This window comes from Paenibacillus sp. QJM3NY_38, assembly GCF_056173265.1.
In genome coordinates this window covers 6,577,660-6,594,859 of the sequence record NZ_CM149665.1, presented here as the reverse complement: position 1 = coordinate 6,594,859, position 17,200 = coordinate 6,577,660, and the positions used below count along the sequence as shown (strand labels likewise).

Here is a 17,200-nt window from a genome sequence, read left to right as displayed (position 1 = left end):
AGGTGAAAGAAACGAGCCAACTGGACAAAATGAATGATTTGCTAAAGCTGGTAGCACCGGGAACGCCGTTTCGCGACGGACTGGAGAACGTGCTGCGGGCGAAGACGGGCGCCCTGATCGTTGTAGGCTACAGCCCGGAGGTAATGGAAGTTGTCGACGGAGGCTTCTCCATTAACTGCGATTTTTCGCCAAACTATTTATACGAACTGGCCAAGATGGACGGCGCCATCATCCTGAGTGAAGACTTGAAACGAATCTTATATGCGAATACCCAGCTGATTCCGGATTCCTCGATCTCTTCCATCGAGACAGGGATACGGCACAGAACAGCGGAGCGGGTAGCGAAACAGACAGGCAAGCTGGTTGTGTCCATCTCGCAGCGCCGAAACATCATTACGCTGTATCAAGGATCGCTGCGGTATGCATTGAAGGAAATCGGCGTTATCCTAACCAAGGCCAATCAGGCTATACAGACCTTGGAGCGATACCGCGTGGTGCTTAATCAATCACTCACCAACCTCTCGGCATCTGAATTTGAAGAACTGGTTACCATTCCGGAAGTCGTGAATGTGATACAGCGCGTCGAGATGGTGCTCCGCATCAAGAAGGAGATCAAGCGTTATATCAACGAGCTCGGTAACGAAGGCCGCTTGATCAGCATGCAGATGGATGAGCTTGTGAGCAATATGGAGGAAGAGGCTTGGCTGCTGTATGCGGACTATGCCCGGGAGTACAGCGAGGAGAAGATCCGCGAGATCATTCTCGCGCTGAAGCGTTCAACGGATGAGGAGCTGCTGGACATTCATCATATTGTAAGGCTTCTTGGTTATCCGGCTTCCGCCGCTGCATCGGAGGAAGAAATACTGCCGCGTGGTTACCGAATTTTGAACAAAATCCCGCGCCTGCCGAATGTGATCGTTCGTAATCTGGTAGATCAGTTCCATGATTTATCCAGCATTATGACCGCTTCCATCCATGAACTTGATGAAGTGGACGGGATTGGCGAAGTTCGCGCACGCACCATTAAAGAAGGTCTGAAGCGATTGCAAGAACAAGTATTCATTGACAGACAAATCTAAAAGACCTACAATCGATGTTCGTACGTAACATTAATGAGGTGAATAAAAAATGACGAAATCAATTCCGAACATGTTTACTTTAGGTAATCTGTTTCTCGGAATGATTGGTATCATCTTGGCGACGGAAGGTCGAACGAGTATGGCGGCTATTATGATTATCATTGCCATGCTCCTTGACGGACTGGACGGTCGGGTAGCTCGGGCGTTAAATGCCCAAAGCGAGCTCGGTAAGGAACTTGACTCATTATCCGATGTAATTTCATTCGGCGTAGCACCGGCACTCATTATGTATACCGTAGCGTTTACGGATATTAATACAGCACTGGCTTGGACAGTGACCGCCATATTTCCGATGTGCGGCGCACTGCGTCTTGCAAGATTTAATGTTCGTCCGGGCATACCGGGATATTTTATCGGCCTGCCGATCCCCGCTGCGGGAGGCGTGCTGGCAACCTTGGCGTTATTCCATGAAGAGATTACAGCAACTTATATGATTATTGCCGTACTTCTGCTTTCTTATCTCATGGTTAGCGCAGTCAAATACCCGAACTTCAAGAAGATTGGCATTCCGAAAACAGCGATTAAATTTACGCCGCTCGTCATCATTGGCGCAGTTATGGTTGCCGTGTTCTTACCAGAGCAGACCTCCAAGCTGATATTCTTGCCATTGGTCCTTTACGCAGGTTATGGCTTGCAGCAGAATTTCCGCAGGCTGAACCGCAAAAAACGTCGCAAAAAAGATGATCCCAATTCAGATGAGGCCTATCAATCCTCTGACCGATAAGCCGGATTCGGACATATCTCCAAATAAAAAGCATTTATTTCCCTGCTAGCGCAGCGAGATAAATGCTTTTTTTTGTATGCATGGAGTGCCTTGCCGTTACGAACCGTCATCATGGTAACGGTCTTACGACAGGTTGAAAATACCCAATGTGGAGCATTTCTGCGACTCCTTGACAACAACCTCATCCAGTTGAATGTCCAGAAGATTCGCAAGGGCAGACATATAAAATAGGTTGCGGCCAAGCTCGGTGCTTACCGCTTCACGGCAATTCTCGCACAGATGGCCTTCGACGTGCGTGCCGGCTAATTCCCGGGCTGATTCGAGATCAGCACCGATATCGAAGGTTTGCTTCGTAGCGTGGAGCTCGATGCATCCGCATTCTGTGATGGCCTTGGTTACGGCCCGGTTGACTGAAGCATTGCTTTGACCATTTTTAGACAGAACATCCAAGAGACTGCGGTGACGGAGCAACAATTCGGAAACTTGGTCCTGAAAAGCCTGTAAACTAGGAGCGCTCATTTATACATCCACCTCGATATTATGAATTGAGTTCATTATATTCCACTACTTCAGGCGATTTCAACCAATTTCAGGTGTCTGCAGGCGGTCAATTCCATTTGTGAGGTTGATGTCAGTACACGTCAAAGCCTGATGGGGGTAGGCGAAACCGGTAGAATATGGGGATATGGAAATATTATAAAAAAAACGTCAATCGATGCACTTCAACAGAAGAGACACCGCGTTTTTGAGGATGTTTATCTTGCGATTATCCAATTTATTGGGTTCCACCGAAAAACGTTACATTCGATAATCTTAAAAAAAGATGGGTCGGCACGATTACGACTTTATAAATTGGACCATACTGGAAAATAGAAGCAAAGATATTCAGGTATAAAAAGGAGGTGTGCGGAAGCTCATGTTAAAAAAAGCTATTTTAGCATTTACAGTATTATGCGGAGCATGGGGCGGGTATACGTTATATCATACAATGGAACGGTCTTTCTCAGGGCTCTCGCCTATTTTTGGACAAGGTTTATTTGCAGCGGGAAGCGGAGCCTTCGCGGTGCTTGGAGGATTATTGTTTGGCATGATCGGCGTGCTGTCAGCGGATCGGGTCACGAGATGGCTGCACAGCCTGATCACTTCGTTCTCCCGGATTCCGATGAATGAGCTGGCTGCGGGTACAGCGGGACTGTTGAGCGGCCTGCTGCTGTCGCTATTGCTGTCACCGGGGTTGTCCTTGCTTGGACAAGCAGGGCAGCTGCTGCAGGTTGGCATTACGCTGCTCGGCGGTTACATCGGGTTTCGCATTGGACTGGAGAAGAAGGATGAATTGGCGTCCTTGTGGATGTCGGGCAAGTGGAGCCAAGCCGCTGAGCCTGAGGGCCGGCGCATAGAGGAACATAAGATTTTGGATACGAGTGTCATTATTGACGGGAGAATTGCGGATATTTGCAAGACCGGATTTATCGAAGGAACGATTGTCATTCCTGAGTTTGTTCTGGAGGAACTTCAGCATATTGCGGATTCCTCAGACCTTCTTAAGCGAAATCGCGGCCGGCGCGGCCTTGATATTTTGAACAAAATCCAGAAAGAACTGGACGTCAAGGTACTCATTTATGAAGGCGACTTTGAGGAAATATCTGAGGTCGACAGCAAGCTGGTGAAGCTGGCCAAAGTGCTTCAAGGCAAAGTGGTCACCAATGATTTTAACTTAAATAAGGTTTGTGAGCTGCAGGGTGTGTCGGTCCTGAACATTAATGATCTCGCTAACGCGGTCAAACCGGTGGTCCTGCCAGGGGAAGAAATACTGGTACAGATTATCAAGGACGGCAAGGAGCATGGTCAAGGCGTCGCGTATCTGGATGACGGCACGATGATCGTCGTGGAGGGCGGTCGCGAGTACATCGGCACGATGATGGAAGTGCTCGTTACCAGCGTACTGCAAACCTCGGCGGGCCGAATGATCTTCGCAAAACCAAAACTGTTGGAAAAAGCCCAGTAAAGGGGTATGATGGGGATATACATATCCGCTATTCGTCCGTTTAGGGCGTGTTGGGTGAGACAGGAGTTTGGTGCTTGATGAGTAACTTCGGCGCTGTCATTGTAGCAGCGGGAAAAGGAACGAGGATGGGCACCCGGGAGAGCAAGCAGTACCTGGCTCTGAACGGAAAGCCCATTATCGTTCATACGCTTGAAGCATTCAGCCGGATACCATGGCTGCAGGAAATTGTGCTTGTGACGGGGATGGAGGATGTCCATCGCTGCGAATCCTGGATACAGGAATACGGTTTGGGCAAGGTGTCCGCTGTAATCCCGGGGGGAAGCGAGAGGCAGCAGTCCGTATACCAAGGCATCAAGCAAATTTCTTCAGAATGGGTAATGATACATGACGGCGTAAGGCCGTTTGTAACGCAAGAAGAGATTGAAGCCTGCCGCGATGCGGCAATCCGCGAGGGCGCCTCGGTACTTGGGGTTCCCGTGAAGGATACGATTAAACAGGTGAACGGTAAGGGGCAGATTACAGGCACCCCGGACCGTCAAAGTCTGTGGGCCGTTCAGACCCCACAGGCTTTTCGTCTTTCCGACCTGCTGTCCGCCCATGAGGCAGCGGCGAAGGATGGGTTTACAGGCACCGACGATGCCATGCTGATGGAGCGGGCAGGACATCCGGTAACCGTGGTGGAGGGGAAATACAGCAATATTAAAATCACCACGCCGGAGGATCTGGAATATGCGGCTTTTTTACAGAAACGTAAGGGAGAGGACATGGAATGATTCGAGTAGGACAGGGGTTTGACGTACATCAGCTTGTAGAAGGAAGGCCGTGCATCATCGGAGGCGTCACGATTCCTTATGAGAAAGGGCTTCTCGGGCACTCCGACGCCGACGTGCTGTTGCACGCCGTAACGGACGCGATCCTGGGGGCGCTTGGGCTCGGCGACATTGGGCGCCACTTTCCCGATAACGATCCTGCCTTTAAAGACGCCGACAGCCTGAAGCTTTTGGAGCAGGTATGGGTCATGGCCAAGGAACGCGGGTATACACTTGGTAATATCGATTCCACGATTATTGCGCAGAAGCCAAAGATGGCGCCCTATATTCCGCAGATGGCGGAAGTGATCGCCAAAGCGCTGGATGCTGAGGTGGATCAGGTGAACGTGAAGGCGACCACTACCGAGCAGCTCGGGTTTACCGGCAGGGGCGAAGGAATCGCCGCGCAATCGGTTGTCTGCCTCGTAAAAGGTGTGCTATCATCTTGAAGTATGTGTTCAATAAGGGAATTTTTTGAGCTAGGAATCTTGAAAGAATAGGGAAGCGGAGGGGTTTACAATGACCGGAGAAGTCCGCGTGCGCTATGCACCGAGTCCAACGGGACATTTACATATCGGCAATGCCAGAACGGCATTATTCAATTATTTATTCGCCCGCAAAAACAACGGGAAATTCATTATTCGCATCGAGGATACGGATGTAAAACGCAACGTAGAAGGCGGAGAGCAAAGCCAGCTGAAATACTTGAAGTGGCTGGGCATGGACTGGGATGAAAGCGTGGATGTCGGGGGCGAGTACGGGCCTTATCGCCAGACCGAGCGTCTTGATATTTATAAACAATATTGGCAGGACCTTCTGGATCGCGGGCTTGCTTACCGCTGCTACTGCACGGAAGAAGAGCTGGAGCAGGAGCGGGAAGAGCAGATGGCTCGCGGCGAAACGCCGCGCTATTCCGGGAAGCACCGGGAGTTGACGGAAGAGCAGCGTCAGGCGTTTGAGGCTGAAGGCCGTGTGGCCAGCATTCGCTTCCGCGTTCCGGAAGACCGTATCTACACATTCGATGATATGGTGAAGGGTACGATTTCGTTTAACAGCAAAGAGACGGGCGACTTCGTTATCGTCAAAAAAGACGGCATTCCTACCTACAATTTCGCGGTAGCCTTAGACGATCATCTGATGAAGATCAGCCATGTGCTCCGCGGGGAGGATCATATCTCCAATACGCCGCGCCAGCTGATGATCTATGAAGCCTTCGGGTGGGAGCCGCCTCAGTTCGGACATATGACCCTGATCGTGGGCGAAGATCATAAGAAGCTGAGCAAGCGTAATGAATCGATCATCCAGTTCATCGAGCAGTATGACCAGCTTGGCTATTTGCCTGAAGCGCTGTTCAACTTCATCTCGCTGCTAGGCTGGTCTCCGGAAGGGGAAGAGGAAGTGTTCTCCCAAGAGCAGCTGATCTCGATCTTCGATGAGCATCGTCTGTCCAAGAGCCCGGCGGTATTCGATACGAACAAGCTGGCTCACCTGAACAACACGTATATCAAGAACGCGGATCCGGATCGGATCGCCGATTTAGCCATTCCGCATCTGCAAAAAGCCAGCCGCTTGCCGTCCGAGCTTACGGCCGAGCAAGAGGAGTGGGCACGCGCGCTCGTGGCGCTCTATCAGGAGCAGCTGACGGCGGCTTCGGATATCGTGGATCTGTCGGAAGTGTTCTTCCGTACGCATTTGGAGCTGGATGCCGAAGGGATTGAAGTGATGGGCGGCGAGCAGGTACCAGTCGTATTGTCGGCATTCCTTGCGAAGATCGAGCAGACGGATGAGTTTAACGCTCCGAAGATTGCGGCGCTGATCAAGGAAGTTCAGAAGGAGACCGGATTTAAGGGCAAACAGCTCTTTATGCCGATCCGCGTAGCCTTGACGGGACAAACCCATGGCCGCGACCTGAACCAGACGATCTGGCTGCTTGGCAGGGATCGCGTGCTTGACCGTTTGCGTTCTCAGATCAAAGGCGCATAATTCGGGCGGCTTCCTCGATAAACGTTCCTTGTCAGCCCGTATCTCATCAGTTATAATTACACCAAACTATAAGTGAAGTATTCTTTGATCTAGGTTAAGGTTTGGTAGCAGTCACTCTTACGGCGAAAGTAGCGGAGAGGCCGGAATTGTGCTGTAGAAGCGAAGCGTTCGCCTTTGCATTCCGATTTCCACCTAAGTAATAATCGTTAAAGAAATCGGAAGGCAACAGCGATCGGAAGCACAATCCGGAATCGCAGCGTTCTATAGAGCGTTGTCGTTGTTGCCATCAACTAGATCAACAAATATTAAACATATAAAAGCTACGATCAGGAGAAGTACGCGTAAAACAGGCACGTTCCAGAGAGGACAATCGGCAGAAGACAAGGACCACTTGAATTTGCCGGCTGAGAGTTGTCCCGTCGCCTGCAGCGGAAATGCACCTGTGAGCTGCATGGTTGAAGCGAACACAATCGTTAGATCATGCCGGTCGTCTGCCGTTAATGACATGAAGAGAATCGGTAGAATCCGTCCCTGACGAAGGGAGGAAGCTTGTGCCGGTTCTAAGCAGAGTGGAACCGCGGTCTAGCGCCTCTGCAGCGATAAGCTGCAGGGGCGTTTTTTATTTACAGGAATAACGATGGATAGCAAGTTGCATGCGCGATTGGAAGAGGGGAAAGAGGGAGCGTTCATGTTTAAACAGATGAAATCGGATATTCGGACAGTGTTCGAGAATGACCCGGCTGCCCGGGGACTTTTTGAAGTGGTATTCACCTACTCGGGGCTTCACGCACTGTGGGCGCACCGGGTAGCTCATGCATTATTTAAGCGGCGATGGTATACGCTGGCCCGGTTGATATCCCAGTTCAGCCGGTTTATGACAGGGATCGAGATTCATCCGGGAGCCCGTATCGGGCAGCGGCTGTTCATTGACCACGGGATGGGGGTTGTCATTGGAGAGACCTGTGAGATTGGGGATGACGTGGTGATCTACCAGGGGGTTACGCTTGGAGGAACCGGTAAGGAAAAAGGCAAGCGGCACCCGACCATCGGCAACAATGTGGTCATCGGATCGGGGGCGAAAGTGCTAGGTTCCTTTACGATTGGGGATAACTGTAACATTGGTTCCAATGCAGTCGTATTAAGACCTGTTCCTCAAAACAGCACCGTTGTCGGCAATCCGGGAAAAATCGTGAAACAGAACGGGGAGCGGGTGCGCGACCGGCTGGATCACACGAATCTGCCCGATCCGATTGTTGATATGCTCCGCTCGATGCAGAAGGAGATCGATCAGCTCCGGGCGGAGCTTCATGAGAGCAAACGAAACCAGCCTAAAGGCATGGTATCCGAGGCCGTTGTGACTTCGGCCAAAGAAGAGTAAGCCCGTAAGCCGTGAAGGAACAATAAGCGATGGAATGAAAGGATTGAGATGTTACCTATGGCACTGCAAATCTATAACACGCTAACCCGCATGAAAGAAACGTTTGTTGCTCAGGAACCCGGAAAGGTAAAGATCTACGTGTGCGGTCCTACCGTGTACGATTATATCCATATCGGGAATGCTCGGCCGATGATCTTTTTCGACGTGGTTCGAGCTTACTTTGAGAACCAGGGTAATGATGTGAATTACGTGGTGAACTTTACGGATGTGGATGACAAAATGATCCGGAAAGCGGAGCAAACCGGGACGACCGTTCCGGAGGTCGCGGATAAGTTTATTAACGCCTATTACGAGGATCTGGACGGTCTTGGCATACCAAGAGCGACATTGAATCCACGGGTAACGGACAATATGGAGAACATTATCGAATTCATCCAGGAACTCATTGACCGCGACTTTGCTTATGAGAACGGGGGAGATGTATTCTACCGGACCCGCAAGTTTGACGATTACGGGAAGCTGTCCCAGCAAAATCTCGACGAGCTGCAATTCGGTATCCGGATTGAGGTGGATAAGCGGAAAGAAAATCCGGAAGACTTTGTCCTATGGAAAGCCGCGAAGCCTGGAGAGATCTACTGGAGCAGTCCTTGGGGCGACGGCCGTCCAGGCTGGCATATTGAGTGCTCCGCCATGGCCCGTCGTTATCTCGGGGATACGCTGGATATCCATGGCGGCGGCCAGGACCTGCAGTTCCCACACCATGAATGCGAAGTTGCGCAGTCGGAGGCACTGACAGGGAAACCGCTGGCGAACTATTGGATGCACAATGGATATATCCGCATCAATAACGAGAAAATGTCGAAATCGTTAGGCAACGGTGTATTGGTTAAGGAACTTCGTGAACAATATACGAAAGAAGCTATCCGCTATTTCATGTTGTCCACCCATTACCGCAATCCGCTGAATTATAGCGATGAGGTGATGGAGCAGGCGCAGAACAGCGTGGAACGTCTGGCGAATGCGGCGGCTAATATCGAGCATCGATTGAGTACCGCGATCGGTTCGAAGGACGATAACGTAAGCCAGGAAGTTGCGGATAAAATATCGGCCGTCCTTGTCGAATTTCACCAGAAAATGCAGGATGATTTCAACACGCCGGACGCCATCACCGCCATGTTCCAATGGGCCAGCGAGGCGAATCAGCTGTTGAAGGAAGCCTCGATTCCTGCGGCGGACCTGCATGAAGTGCTGCGCGCTTTCAACGAAATGAACGGCGTGCTGCGCATCGTAAATACAGGCACGGATGAGTTGCTGGATGAGGAGATTGAAGCTCTGATTGCCGAACGTGTCGAAGCCCGGAAGAATAAAAACTGGGCCCGAGCGGATGAAATCCGCGACAAGCTGGCGGATGAAGGCATCGTGCTTGAGGATACGGCGCAGGGTATGCGCTGGCGGCGTAAATGAGCGGGCCTGAGTTTCATGATCCCGCAGTAGGCTGGTTCGATTTTCCGCCGTCGAAGCCGGCCCGGTTAATCCCGCCCATCGTGCTTGCCTATATCGGAGATGCCATTTATGAGGTGGCGGTGCGGCAGTTTTTGATATCGAGAGCGAATCTCCGCCCCCATCACTTGCACCGTTCCGCAACAGGATTTGTGTCGGCGAAGGCACAGAGCCGAATATTGGCTTATCTGGATCCGGAGTTGACGGAAGAAGAGCGCGATATTGTGCGTCAGGGACGCAACGCCAAATCTGGCAGCATCCCCAAAAATGCCGACGTCCTCGAATACCGGCATGCAACGGCATTTGAGACGCTGGTTGGGTATTTATATTATACGGGTGAGCAGGACCGGCTCCGTGAGCTCATAGGGAAGAGCATCGAGTATATTGAGGGGGCTGTTAAATAGACCGTTAGACAATATCGCATCACATTGAAACGATACAGCCGGTGTTTCCGCAAGGGGACGCCGGCTGATATGCAGGAGGAGAACTACATGTTGCAAGAAGAGGAAGTAGTAGCTGGTAAGCACTCCGTAACGGAAGCGCTCAAATCAGGACGTACGATCAACAAAATATGGATTGCCGAAAATGCGCAAAAGCACCTGACCCTGCCGATCATCGCGGAAGCGAAGAAACTGGGTATTGTCATTCAGCATGTGGACAAACGCAAGCTGGATCAGATGGTTCCGGGAGTTCAGCATCAAGGCGTGGTTGCGCAAGCGGCACCCTATGCTTATGTGGAAGTGGAGGATTTGCTGAAGGTTGCAGAGGAAAAAGGCGAACCGCCTTTCTTGCTGCTTCTCGACGAGATCGAGGATCCGCACAATCTGGGCTCGATTCTCCGGACGGCAGACTGCACGGGTGCTCATGGCGTCATACTGCCTAAGCGCAGATCCGCACAAGTAACGGCAACGGTATCCAAAACATCTGCCGGCGCAGTGGAGTATGTGCCCGTAGCTAGGGTGACCAATCTGGGCCAAACCATCGATCAGCTGAAGGAAATGGGTGTATGGGTTGTCGGGACCGTTGTTGATGCCGTTCAGGAATTGTATGACACCGATGTTTTTGACGGGCCGGTTGCTATCGTTATCGGTAATGAGAATAAAGGGATGGGGCGTCTGATCCGTGAGAAATGCGATGTGCTTGTGAAACTGCCGATGGCCGGAAAGATCAATTCGCTTAACGCCTCGGTTGCCGCAGGTGTCGTTATGTACGAAGTGCTTCGCCGTCGCCGCCTTCAAGGTTAGCAATGATGGCCGATTGGCGGGATGTGCTGCTGGTCGACGGTTATAATATGATCGGCGGCTGGCCATATCTTGCGAAGCTCGCCAATAGCAGCATGCATGAAGCGCGAGACATGCTGCTGGAGAAATTAGCGGATTACCAGGCGTTCTCAGGCCTCAGAGTCGTGGTGATTTTTGACGCATACCGTGTTCCTGGACTGGGGAAATCCTACACGCAAGGCAAGGTTCAGGTGTTTTTTACGAAGGAGAAAGAAACCGCCGATGAGTGCATTGAACGGCTAGTCGGGGAGTTTAGCCACCGCCGGCGAAAAATTTATGTGGCGACCAGTGATTTAATTGAGCAGCACGTGATTTTTGCTCGGGGAGCACTCCGGCTGTCCGCCCGGGAGTTGCTTAACGAGGTGGAGCAGAGCGAGCGCGAAGTGAAGCAGAAAATAACGAAAGAGCAGACCAAGAGCAGGAATACACTTGACGGGAAGCTACCGCCGGATGTGAGACAGGCGTTCGAGCGCTGGCGAAGGGAATAGAACTGTTTTACACAATAGGGACGAGAGGTCGGCTCATTTGGAGAATGAAAACGGTATATGAATCTATGAAAAAGTTTACATTAAATGTTATTATCGGTCTATTTTAGGTAGAACGTAGTTGACGGTCTAGTAGACATCATATATACTTGTCATATATTTCAAGCGAGTGACGGGCTACCGTGCGTTCCGGGCCGGAGGGATTCTATTGAGTGTGGACCTCAAGGAAGTCATGTTGTCAGGGTATGATGTGATAAGCGATGAAGACATTGTCGAGGCGGTCCGCGAGGGTGATAGCGGGGCGCTGGAGTATTTGATCAATAAATACCGGAATTTTGTACGTGCTAAAGCCCGCTCCTATTTTCTGATTGGCGCTGACCGGGAAGATATTGTCCAGGAAGGCATGATCGGGCTGTACAAGGCAATTCGTGATTTTAAAGGGGATAAGCTGTCCTCGTTCAAGGCCTTTGCCGAGCTCTGCATTACCAGGCAGATCATTACGGCAATTAAGACCGCTACGAGACAGAAGCATATTCCGCTCAATTCGTATGTCTCATTGGACAAGCCGATTTATGATGAGGATTCGGACCGTACGCTGCTGGATGTCATTTGCGGTACTGCGGTAAGCGATCCGGAGGAACTGATCATCAATCAAGAGGAATTTGTCGGCCTGGAAGACAAGATGTCAGAGATCTTAAGCGAGCTGGAACGGAAAGTCCTGATGCTCTATTTGGACGGTCGATCCTATCAAGAGATTGCGGTAGATTTAAGGCGTCATGTAAAATCGATTGACAATGCACTCCAGCGAGTAAAGCGAAAGCTTGAACGTTATCTGGAAGTCAGGGATAATTAATAGCAAGTGTCGGATAAGAAGCAGAAGGCTCAATCAGAGCCTTTTTTTAATTGCCTGATCGTTATTGAATCAGGATGGCCGGCGAAGGATCTTTTTTATACTTTGTCGCCATTTATTTTTAGCTGGCAGATATGATAGGACGAAATTCCAAGATGTCCATTTTCGCAAAACGCAAAATGTGTAATATTTGGTGTTTCATCTCTTGGAAGATTGAACATACTGGATATAGACTAAATGCTATGCAGGATGGACAAAGACTGTGAAACGCCACAGTTTTTTACAGCGAGATGTTTACAATATTCCGGGGACTCATTCCCTGGTTTAGCTGGCAATGGCATTTATTGCAGCCCGCAATCAGAGAGAAAAAGGCTTGAAATGGCGCTATCCTTGTGATAAAGTGTTTTAGGTAGGCCTAAATTCGCGTGTTTTATGAATGGATCGTTGTTACAGCTTTTGGAACAACGGTTTTATTCATCTCGCAGAAATAACCGGGTTTCGATGAGAACAAGGTTGTTTCTACTAGGATCAATATCGATTCTTCTGACAAAGAAGGACGTCTTCGGGAGGTGCACATCATGCGGGTAATTATCACTTTGGCTTGTACAAGCTGCAAACAAAGAAACTACACAACCACCAAAAACAAGCGAAATCACCCCGACCGCATGGAGATGAAGAAATTTTGCAAGTTCTGTAACGAGCAAACTCCTCATCGCGAAACCAGATAGTTTTCTTTTGGAGGTGTAGTCGGCGTGAAACGTGGTTTCAAGTCTCTGTTTTCCTTTTTCTCTGAAAGCTGGGCGGAACTTAAAAAAGTTCGCTGGCCCAATCGTAAAGAACTGACGAACTATACTTTAATTGTTCTCGGCACCATTGTGTTTGTCACGATTTATTTTTGGGTTGTAGACATCGGTATTTCCGCTGTGATCGAAGCGATAATTTAGAAGGGTCCCAGGTGGCTTGATATGGAAAAAAGATGGTACGTAGTTCATACCTACTCTGGGTATGAGAATAAAGTCAAAGCCAATTTGGAAAAACGTGTCGAGTCCATGGGCATGGAGGACAAAATATTCCGCGTTCTTGTTCCGATGGAAGAAGAAATCGTAAACAAAGACGGCAAGAAAAAAACCGTCATGCGTAAAGTTTACCCGGGATATGTCTTGGTCGAAATGATTCAGACCGATGATTCTTGGTATGTTGTCCGCAATACACCAGGAGTGACCGGTTTTGTTGGTTCGACAGGGTCCGGTTCTAAACCGACGCCTTTGCTTCCAGAAGAAGTAGAACAGATTCTGAAGCATATGGGCATGGAAGAGCCGAAACCGAAGATCGAATTCGACATCAAGGAATCCGTTCGTATCAAGGTTGGTCCTTTTGCGAATTTTGTGGGCTCCGTGGAAGAGATTTTGGCTGAAAAGAGCAAGTTGAAAGTTCACGTCAACATGTTTGGACGGGAAACCCCGCTGGAGTTGGATTATACTCAAGTGGAGAAGATTTAATTCTTCAGGTTTCTTGTGGGAGGGCGTGTCAAAGCGTCCGCTACCACTATTGATGCAAGGAGGTGTCAACCATGGCTAAGAAAGTTATCAAGATTGTGAAACTGCAAATTCCTGCAGGTAAAGCGAATCCGGCTCCTCCAGTAGGTCCTGCATTGGGTCAAGCGGGTGTCAACATCATGGCATTCTGTAAAGAGTTCAACGCACGTACTGCTGATCAAGCTGGTCTGATCATTCCGGTTGAAATTTCGGTGTTTGAAGATCGTTCCTTTACGTTCATCACTAAAACTCCACCGGCTGCTGTTCTGCTTCGTGTGGCTGCTAAGATCGAAAAAGGATCCGGCGAGCCTAACAAGAAGAAAGTTGCAACTGTTAAGCGTGACGCTGTTCGTCAAATCGCTGAGCAAAAAATGCCTGACCTGAACGCTGCATCTGTTGAAGCTGCAATGAAGATGGTAGAAGGTACTGCCCGTAGTATGGGTATCACAATCGAAGACTAATTGTCTTTTGATTGAAACCGAACTAGGTTCGGATTATGTGGGAGGAATTTCCGCTAACACCACAAAGGAGGAAAACAAACATGGCTAAACACGGTAAAAAATACGTTGAAGCTGCGAAGCTGATTGACAGCGAAGCAACTTATGAGCCTTTGGAAGCTGTAGAGCTTGTGAAGAAGGCTGCAACTGCCAAATTCGACGAAACTGTTGAAGCGGCTGTACGTTTGGGTGTAGACCCGCGTAAACAAGACCAGGCTGTTCGTGGTGTTGTTGTCTTGCCTCACGGCACAGGTAAAACACAACGCGTTCTGGTATTTGCAAAAGGTGAAAAAGCGAAAGAGGCAGAAGCTGCTGGCGCTGATTTTGTTGGCGATCAAGACATGATCAACAAAATCCAACAAGGCTGGTTCGAGTTCGATGTCTGCGTAGCTACACCTGATATGATGAGTGAAGTCGGTAAACTTGGCCGTCTGCTCGGTGGTAAAGGCCTGATGCCTAACCCTAAAGCTGGTACGGTTACATTCGATGTTGCTAAGGCTGTTCAAGAAATCAAAGCCGGTAAAATCGAGTACCGTCTGGACAAAGCAGGTCAAATTCACGCGCCGATCGGTAAAGTGTCTTTCGATGCAGCTCAATTGAATGAGAACCTCAAAGCTCTCATCGATGCATTGAATCGTGCGAAACCAGCTGCTGCTAAAGGTGTATACCTGAAAGGCATCGCTGTTTCCTCGACAATGGGACCAAGCGCTCGCGTGAACACAACCGTCTACAGATAATATTACCATTGACATTGGTCGATGAGGTTTGATATTATGTAACAGTTGTGAGTCTTCGAGACTGACCCTTAAAGTTGAATATGCTTACCGTAGACAGTAGGTGCCCTAAGCAGGCTTAATTTCCTACCGAGGTGTTATGATAGAACGTCAACAATTTGTCCGGTTACTCCGGCCAAATGATGATTCATCAGGCCTTCGTGATTCTACGGAGGCTTTTTTAGTGCCCGTAGGAAGAGCGGAGAGCTTGGTGCTCTTACGCTACTAATACAACCAGGAGGTGTAATCATTGGCAAACGCAAAAGTGATTCAAGCGAAACAAGAAGCGGTTGATGTCGTTGCTGCTAAACTGCGCGAGAGCGTATCGACAGTAGTTGCTGACTATCGCGGACTGAACGTTGCGCAAGTAACTGAACTTCGTAAACAGCTTCGTGAAGCTGGCGTCGAGTTCCAAGTGCTGAAAAACACGCTGCTTCGCCGTGCAACTGCGGCAGCAGAGCTGACTGATCTGGACGAAGTCTTGACTGGTCCAACAGCTGTTGCATTTGGTACCAATGACGCTGTCGCTCCAGCAAAAATCCTTAACGATTTTGCTAAGAAAAACGACGCGTTGAAATTGAAAGGCGGCGTAGTAGAAGGCCGTGTAATCGGAGAGAGCGAAATCAAAGCTCTGGCAGAACTTCCGTCCCGCGAAGGTCTCCTCTCCATGCTCCTCAGCGTGCTTCAAGCTCCAGTGCGCAACTTCGCGCTTGCAGTTAAGGCTGTTGCTGAGAAGGAAGAACAAGGCGCATAAGCTTTGTCTTGCTGAAGCTGTGTAACAACAACTATAAAATCTTAATAATAAATGGAGGTTCAACTTAAATGAGCAAAGAGCAAATCTTGGAAGCAATTAAAGGTATGTCCGTTCTGGAACTGAACGATCTCGTTAAAGCAATCGAAGAAGAATTTGGTGTAACTGCTGCAGCTCCAGTAGCTGTTGTAGGTGGCGCTGGTGTAGCTGCTGAAGCAGAGCAGTCCGAGTTCGACGTAATCCTGACTAGCGCAGGCGCGTCCAAAATCAATGTAATCAAAGTGGTTCGCGAAATCACAGGTCTTGGCTTGAAAGAAGCAAAAGAACTGGTTGACAACGCTCCAAAACCATTGAAAGAAAAAGTAGCTAAAGAAGAAGCAGAAGCTGTTAAAGCTAAATTGGAAGAAGCAGGCGCATCCGTAGAAGTTAAGTAATTAACTTCTTGAGATTCACGTCAGCAAGAATCAAACCCCTTGAATATTTGTTCAAGGGGTTTGTTATTGTGGCGGGGAGATCACAAGGTACTGATTCTCCGCAAGAAAGGTTATACTGGGATAAGAGCGCTTAAGAGCGAAATATCTTAGGCGGCAGACTTTGATTCAAGACGGAGGAAATGATGCCGAATCAACATTATTACTCGAATCAGCCGGAAATTGCTCATGACCGTAAGGAGTTAAAGACGGAGCTTCGGGGGCAGACTTTCAACTTTCTCAGTGACGCGGGCGTATTCTCTAAGAGTGGCGTAGATTATGGGAGCAAGGTATTAATAGAGGCTATGAACTTTAATCAGCATGCTGAGGTGTTGGATGTAGGCTGCGGATATGGTCCGATCGGTCTGTCAGCGGCAAGAATGGCACCCCAAGGACATGTGACGATGATCGACATTAATAGCCGTGCTGTCGAATTAGCCAAGGAGAATGCGAAACGTAATGGTATATCCAATGTGACGATCTTGGAGAGCGATTTGTTTGCTGCGGTGCAGGGTCAGCAATTCGACGTGGTTCTTACCAATCCGCCGATTCGTGCCGGGAAAGAGACGGTGCATGCCATATTCGAAGAAGCGTGGAAGCATCTGCGCGAGGATGGGCAGCTGTGGGTTGTGATTCAGAAGAAGCAAGGCGCTCCTTCAGCCAAAGCGAAGCTGGAGAGTCTATTTCATCATGTTGAGGAAGTAACGAAGGATAAAGGATACCGGATATTCAAAGCGACGAAATCTTCTTAAAATAGTTCGACTAGGCTGTTGACTTGGGTATGCTGGTATGGTATTATTATAAAATGTCAGTATTAGGATGGTCTCTTTGTCTTTAGTTGGCTGAAATGTCAAGACTTAATATGCGGAAAGATGCATAAAGTCGATCATATTGACGTATAATATGTACATTTTGGGCAAATCTACAGGATATGAGATGATTATCATAACCATGGATAAGCTGCTCTTTTTTCGAAAAGGTATTCGATAAGGGCTTTTCTCTATTTATGGGAGTGTCCTCT

21 protein-coding genes and 1 other annotated feature are annotated in these 17,200 nt (G+C 49.2%); of the genes, 20 read left to right on the top strand and 1 reads right to left on the bottom strand.

Features of this window, described 5'->3' with window-relative positions; all coding sequences use genetic code 11:
- The first annotated feature begins 2 nt into the window (after window positions 1–2).
- Both disA and pssA read left to right on the top strand, forming a co-directional pair.
- A complete protein-coding gene (gene disA / locus AC0VZ8_RS30785; RefSeq protein ID WP_071221037.1) occupies window positions 3–1,079 on the top strand; it encodes a DNA integrity scanning diadenylate cyclase DisA in 1,077 nt (358 codons plus the stop codon).
- Window positions 1,080–1,128: 49 nt separating this feature from the next.
- Complete coding sequence (gene pssA, locus AC0VZ8_RS30780) at window positions 1,129–1,863, top strand: CDP-diacylglycerol--serine O-phosphatidyltransferase (protein WP_071221036.1); 735 nt, start codon at window positions 1,129–1,131, stop codon at window positions 1,861–1,863.
- Between the two features lie 123 nt (window positions 1,864–1,986).
- On the opposite strand, the gene AC0VZ8_RS30775 is transcribed toward pssA, so the two are convergent.
- Entirely contained in the window at window positions 1,987–2,382 is a 396-nt protein-coding gene (locus AC0VZ8_RS30775; protein ID WP_071221035.1) for a nucleoside triphosphate pyrophosphohydrolase family protein, read from the bottom strand.
- Window positions 2,383–2,779: 397 nt separating this feature from the next.
- On the opposite strand from AC0VZ8_RS30775, the gene AC0VZ8_RS30770 reads away from it, so the two are divergent.
- The 18 genes from AC0VZ8_RS30770 (at window position 2,780) to AC0VZ8_RS30685 (ending at window position 16,931) form a co-directional block, all read left to right on the top strand.
- Complete coding sequence (locus AC0VZ8_RS30770; protein ID WP_071221034.1) at window positions 2,780–3,868, top strand: PIN/TRAM domain-containing protein; 1,089 nt, start codon at window positions 2,780–2,782, stop codon at window positions 3,866–3,868.
- Between the two features lie 77 nt (window positions 3,869–3,945).
- A complete protein-coding gene (gene ispD, locus AC0VZ8_RS30765) occupies window positions 3,946–4,641 on the top strand; it encodes a 2-C-methyl-D-erythritol 4-phosphate cytidylyltransferase (protein ID WP_475485319.1) in 696 nt (231 codons plus the stop codon).
- Window positions 4,638–5,126 carry a 2-C-methyl-D-erythritol 2,4-cyclodiphosphate synthase gene (gene ispF / locus AC0VZ8_RS30760; protein ID WP_071221032.1) on the top strand — a complete coding sequence of 163 codons (489 nt, stop codon included), beginning with the start codon at window positions 4,638–4,640 and terminating at the stop codon, window positions 5,124–5,126. The genes ispD and ispF overlap by 4 nt, the downstream gene beginning before the upstream one ends.
- A gap of 70 nt (window positions 5,127–5,196) precedes the next feature.
- Window positions 5,197–6,660: a glutamate--tRNA ligase gene (gltX, locus tag AC0VZ8_RS30755; RefSeq protein ID WP_071221031.1), complete on the top strand. Its 1,464-nt coding sequence runs from the start codon at window positions 5,197–5,199 to the stop codon at window positions 6,658–6,660.
- A gap of 688 nt (window positions 6,661–7,348) precedes the next feature.
- Window positions 7,349–8,038: a serine O-acetyltransferase gene (gene cysE, locus AC0VZ8_RS30750; protein WP_260069226.1), complete on the top strand. Its 690-nt coding sequence runs from the start codon at window positions 7,349–7,351 to the stop codon at window positions 8,036–8,038.
- 57 nt (window positions 8,039–8,095) lie between these two features.
- The gene (gene cysS, locus AC0VZ8_RS30745; RefSeq protein ID WP_260069227.1) at window positions 8,096–9,502 is read left to right on the top strand and encodes a cysteine--tRNA ligase; all 1,407 of its coding nucleotides are present in this window, start codon (window positions 8,096–8,098) and stop codon (window positions 9,500–9,502) included.
- On the top strand, window positions 9,499–9,942 hold the full coding sequence (locus AC0VZ8_RS30740) for a Mini-ribonuclease 3 (protein ID WP_475485318.1): 444 nt from the start codon (window positions 9,499–9,501) through the stop codon (window positions 9,940–9,942). The genes cysS and AC0VZ8_RS30740 overlap by 4 nt, the downstream gene beginning before the upstream one ends.
- Window positions 9,943–10,029: 87 nt before the next feature.
- Window positions 10,030–10,782: a 23S rRNA (guanosine(2251)-2'-O)-methyltransferase RlmB gene (rlmB, locus tag AC0VZ8_RS30735; protein ID WP_475485317.1), complete on the top strand. Its 753-nt coding sequence runs from the start codon at window positions 10,030–10,032 to the stop codon at window positions 10,780–10,782.
- A 5-nt stretch (window positions 10,783–10,787) separates the two neighbouring features.
- Window positions 10,788–11,306, top strand: a complete 519-nt coding sequence (locus tag AC0VZ8_RS30730) for an NYN domain-containing protein (RefSeq protein ID WP_071221026.1) — start codon at window positions 10,788–10,790, stop codon at window positions 11,304–11,306.
- Between the two features lie 205 nt (window positions 11,307–11,511).
- Window positions 11,512–12,156: an RNA polymerase sporulation sigma factor SigH gene (gene sigH, locus AC0VZ8_RS30725; protein ID WP_194544959.1), complete on the top strand. Its 645-nt coding sequence runs from the start codon at window positions 11,512–11,514 to the stop codon at window positions 12,154–12,156.
- A gap of 575 nt (window positions 12,157–12,731) precedes the next feature.
- Window positions 12,732–12,881 carry a 50S ribosomal protein L33 gene (rpmG, locus tag AC0VZ8_RS30720; protein ID WP_006212941.1) on the top strand — a complete coding sequence of 50 codons (150 nt, stop codon included), beginning with the start codon at window positions 12,732–12,734 and terminating at the stop codon, window positions 12,879–12,881.
- Window positions 12,882–12,905: 24 nt separating this feature from the next.
- Entirely contained in the window at window positions 12,906–13,097 is a 192-nt protein-coding gene (secE, locus tag AC0VZ8_RS30715) for a preprotein translocase subunit SecE (RefSeq protein ID WP_006212940.1), read from the top strand.
- A 21-nt stretch (window positions 13,098–13,118) separates the two neighbouring features.
- Window positions 13,119–13,652, top strand: coding sequence for a transcription termination/antitermination protein NusG (gene nusG / locus AC0VZ8_RS30710; RefSeq protein ID WP_006212939.1), 534 nt, complete (start codon window positions 13,119–13,121; stop codon window positions 13,650–13,652).
- 71 nt (window positions 13,653–13,723) lie between these two features.
- Complete coding sequence (rplK, locus tag AC0VZ8_RS30705; protein WP_006212938.1) at window positions 13,724–14,149, top strand: 50S ribosomal protein L11; 426 nt, start codon at window positions 13,724–13,726, stop codon at window positions 14,147–14,149.
- A gap of 80 nt (window positions 14,150–14,229) precedes the next feature.
- The gene (gene rplA, locus AC0VZ8_RS30700) at window positions 14,230–14,922 is read left to right on the top strand and encodes a 50S ribosomal protein L1 (protein ID WP_009591966.1); all 693 of its coding nucleotides are present in this window, start codon (window positions 14,230–14,232) and stop codon (window positions 14,920–14,922) included.
- Between the two features lie 69 nt (window positions 14,923–14,991).
- Window positions 14,992–15,150, top strand: a sequence feature (ribosomal protein L10 leader region).
- 58 nt (window positions 15,151–15,208) lie between these two features.
- Window positions 15,209–15,712: a 50S ribosomal protein L10 gene (gene rplJ, locus AC0VZ8_RS30695; RefSeq protein WP_009591975.1), complete on the top strand. Its 504-nt coding sequence runs from the start codon at window positions 15,209–15,211 to the stop codon at window positions 15,710–15,712.
- A gap of 68 nt (window positions 15,713–15,780) precedes the next feature.
- Complete coding sequence (gene rplL, locus AC0VZ8_RS30690; protein ID WP_071221025.1) at window positions 15,781–16,143, top strand: 50S ribosomal protein L7/L12; 363 nt, start codon at window positions 15,781–15,783, stop codon at window positions 16,141–16,143.
- Window positions 16,144–16,325: 182 nt separating this feature from the next.
- Entirely contained in the window at window positions 16,326–16,931 is a 606-nt protein-coding gene (locus tag AC0VZ8_RS30685) for a class I SAM-dependent methyltransferase (protein ID WP_475487787.1), read from the top strand.
- Window positions 16,932–17,200: the final 269 nt, after the last annotated feature.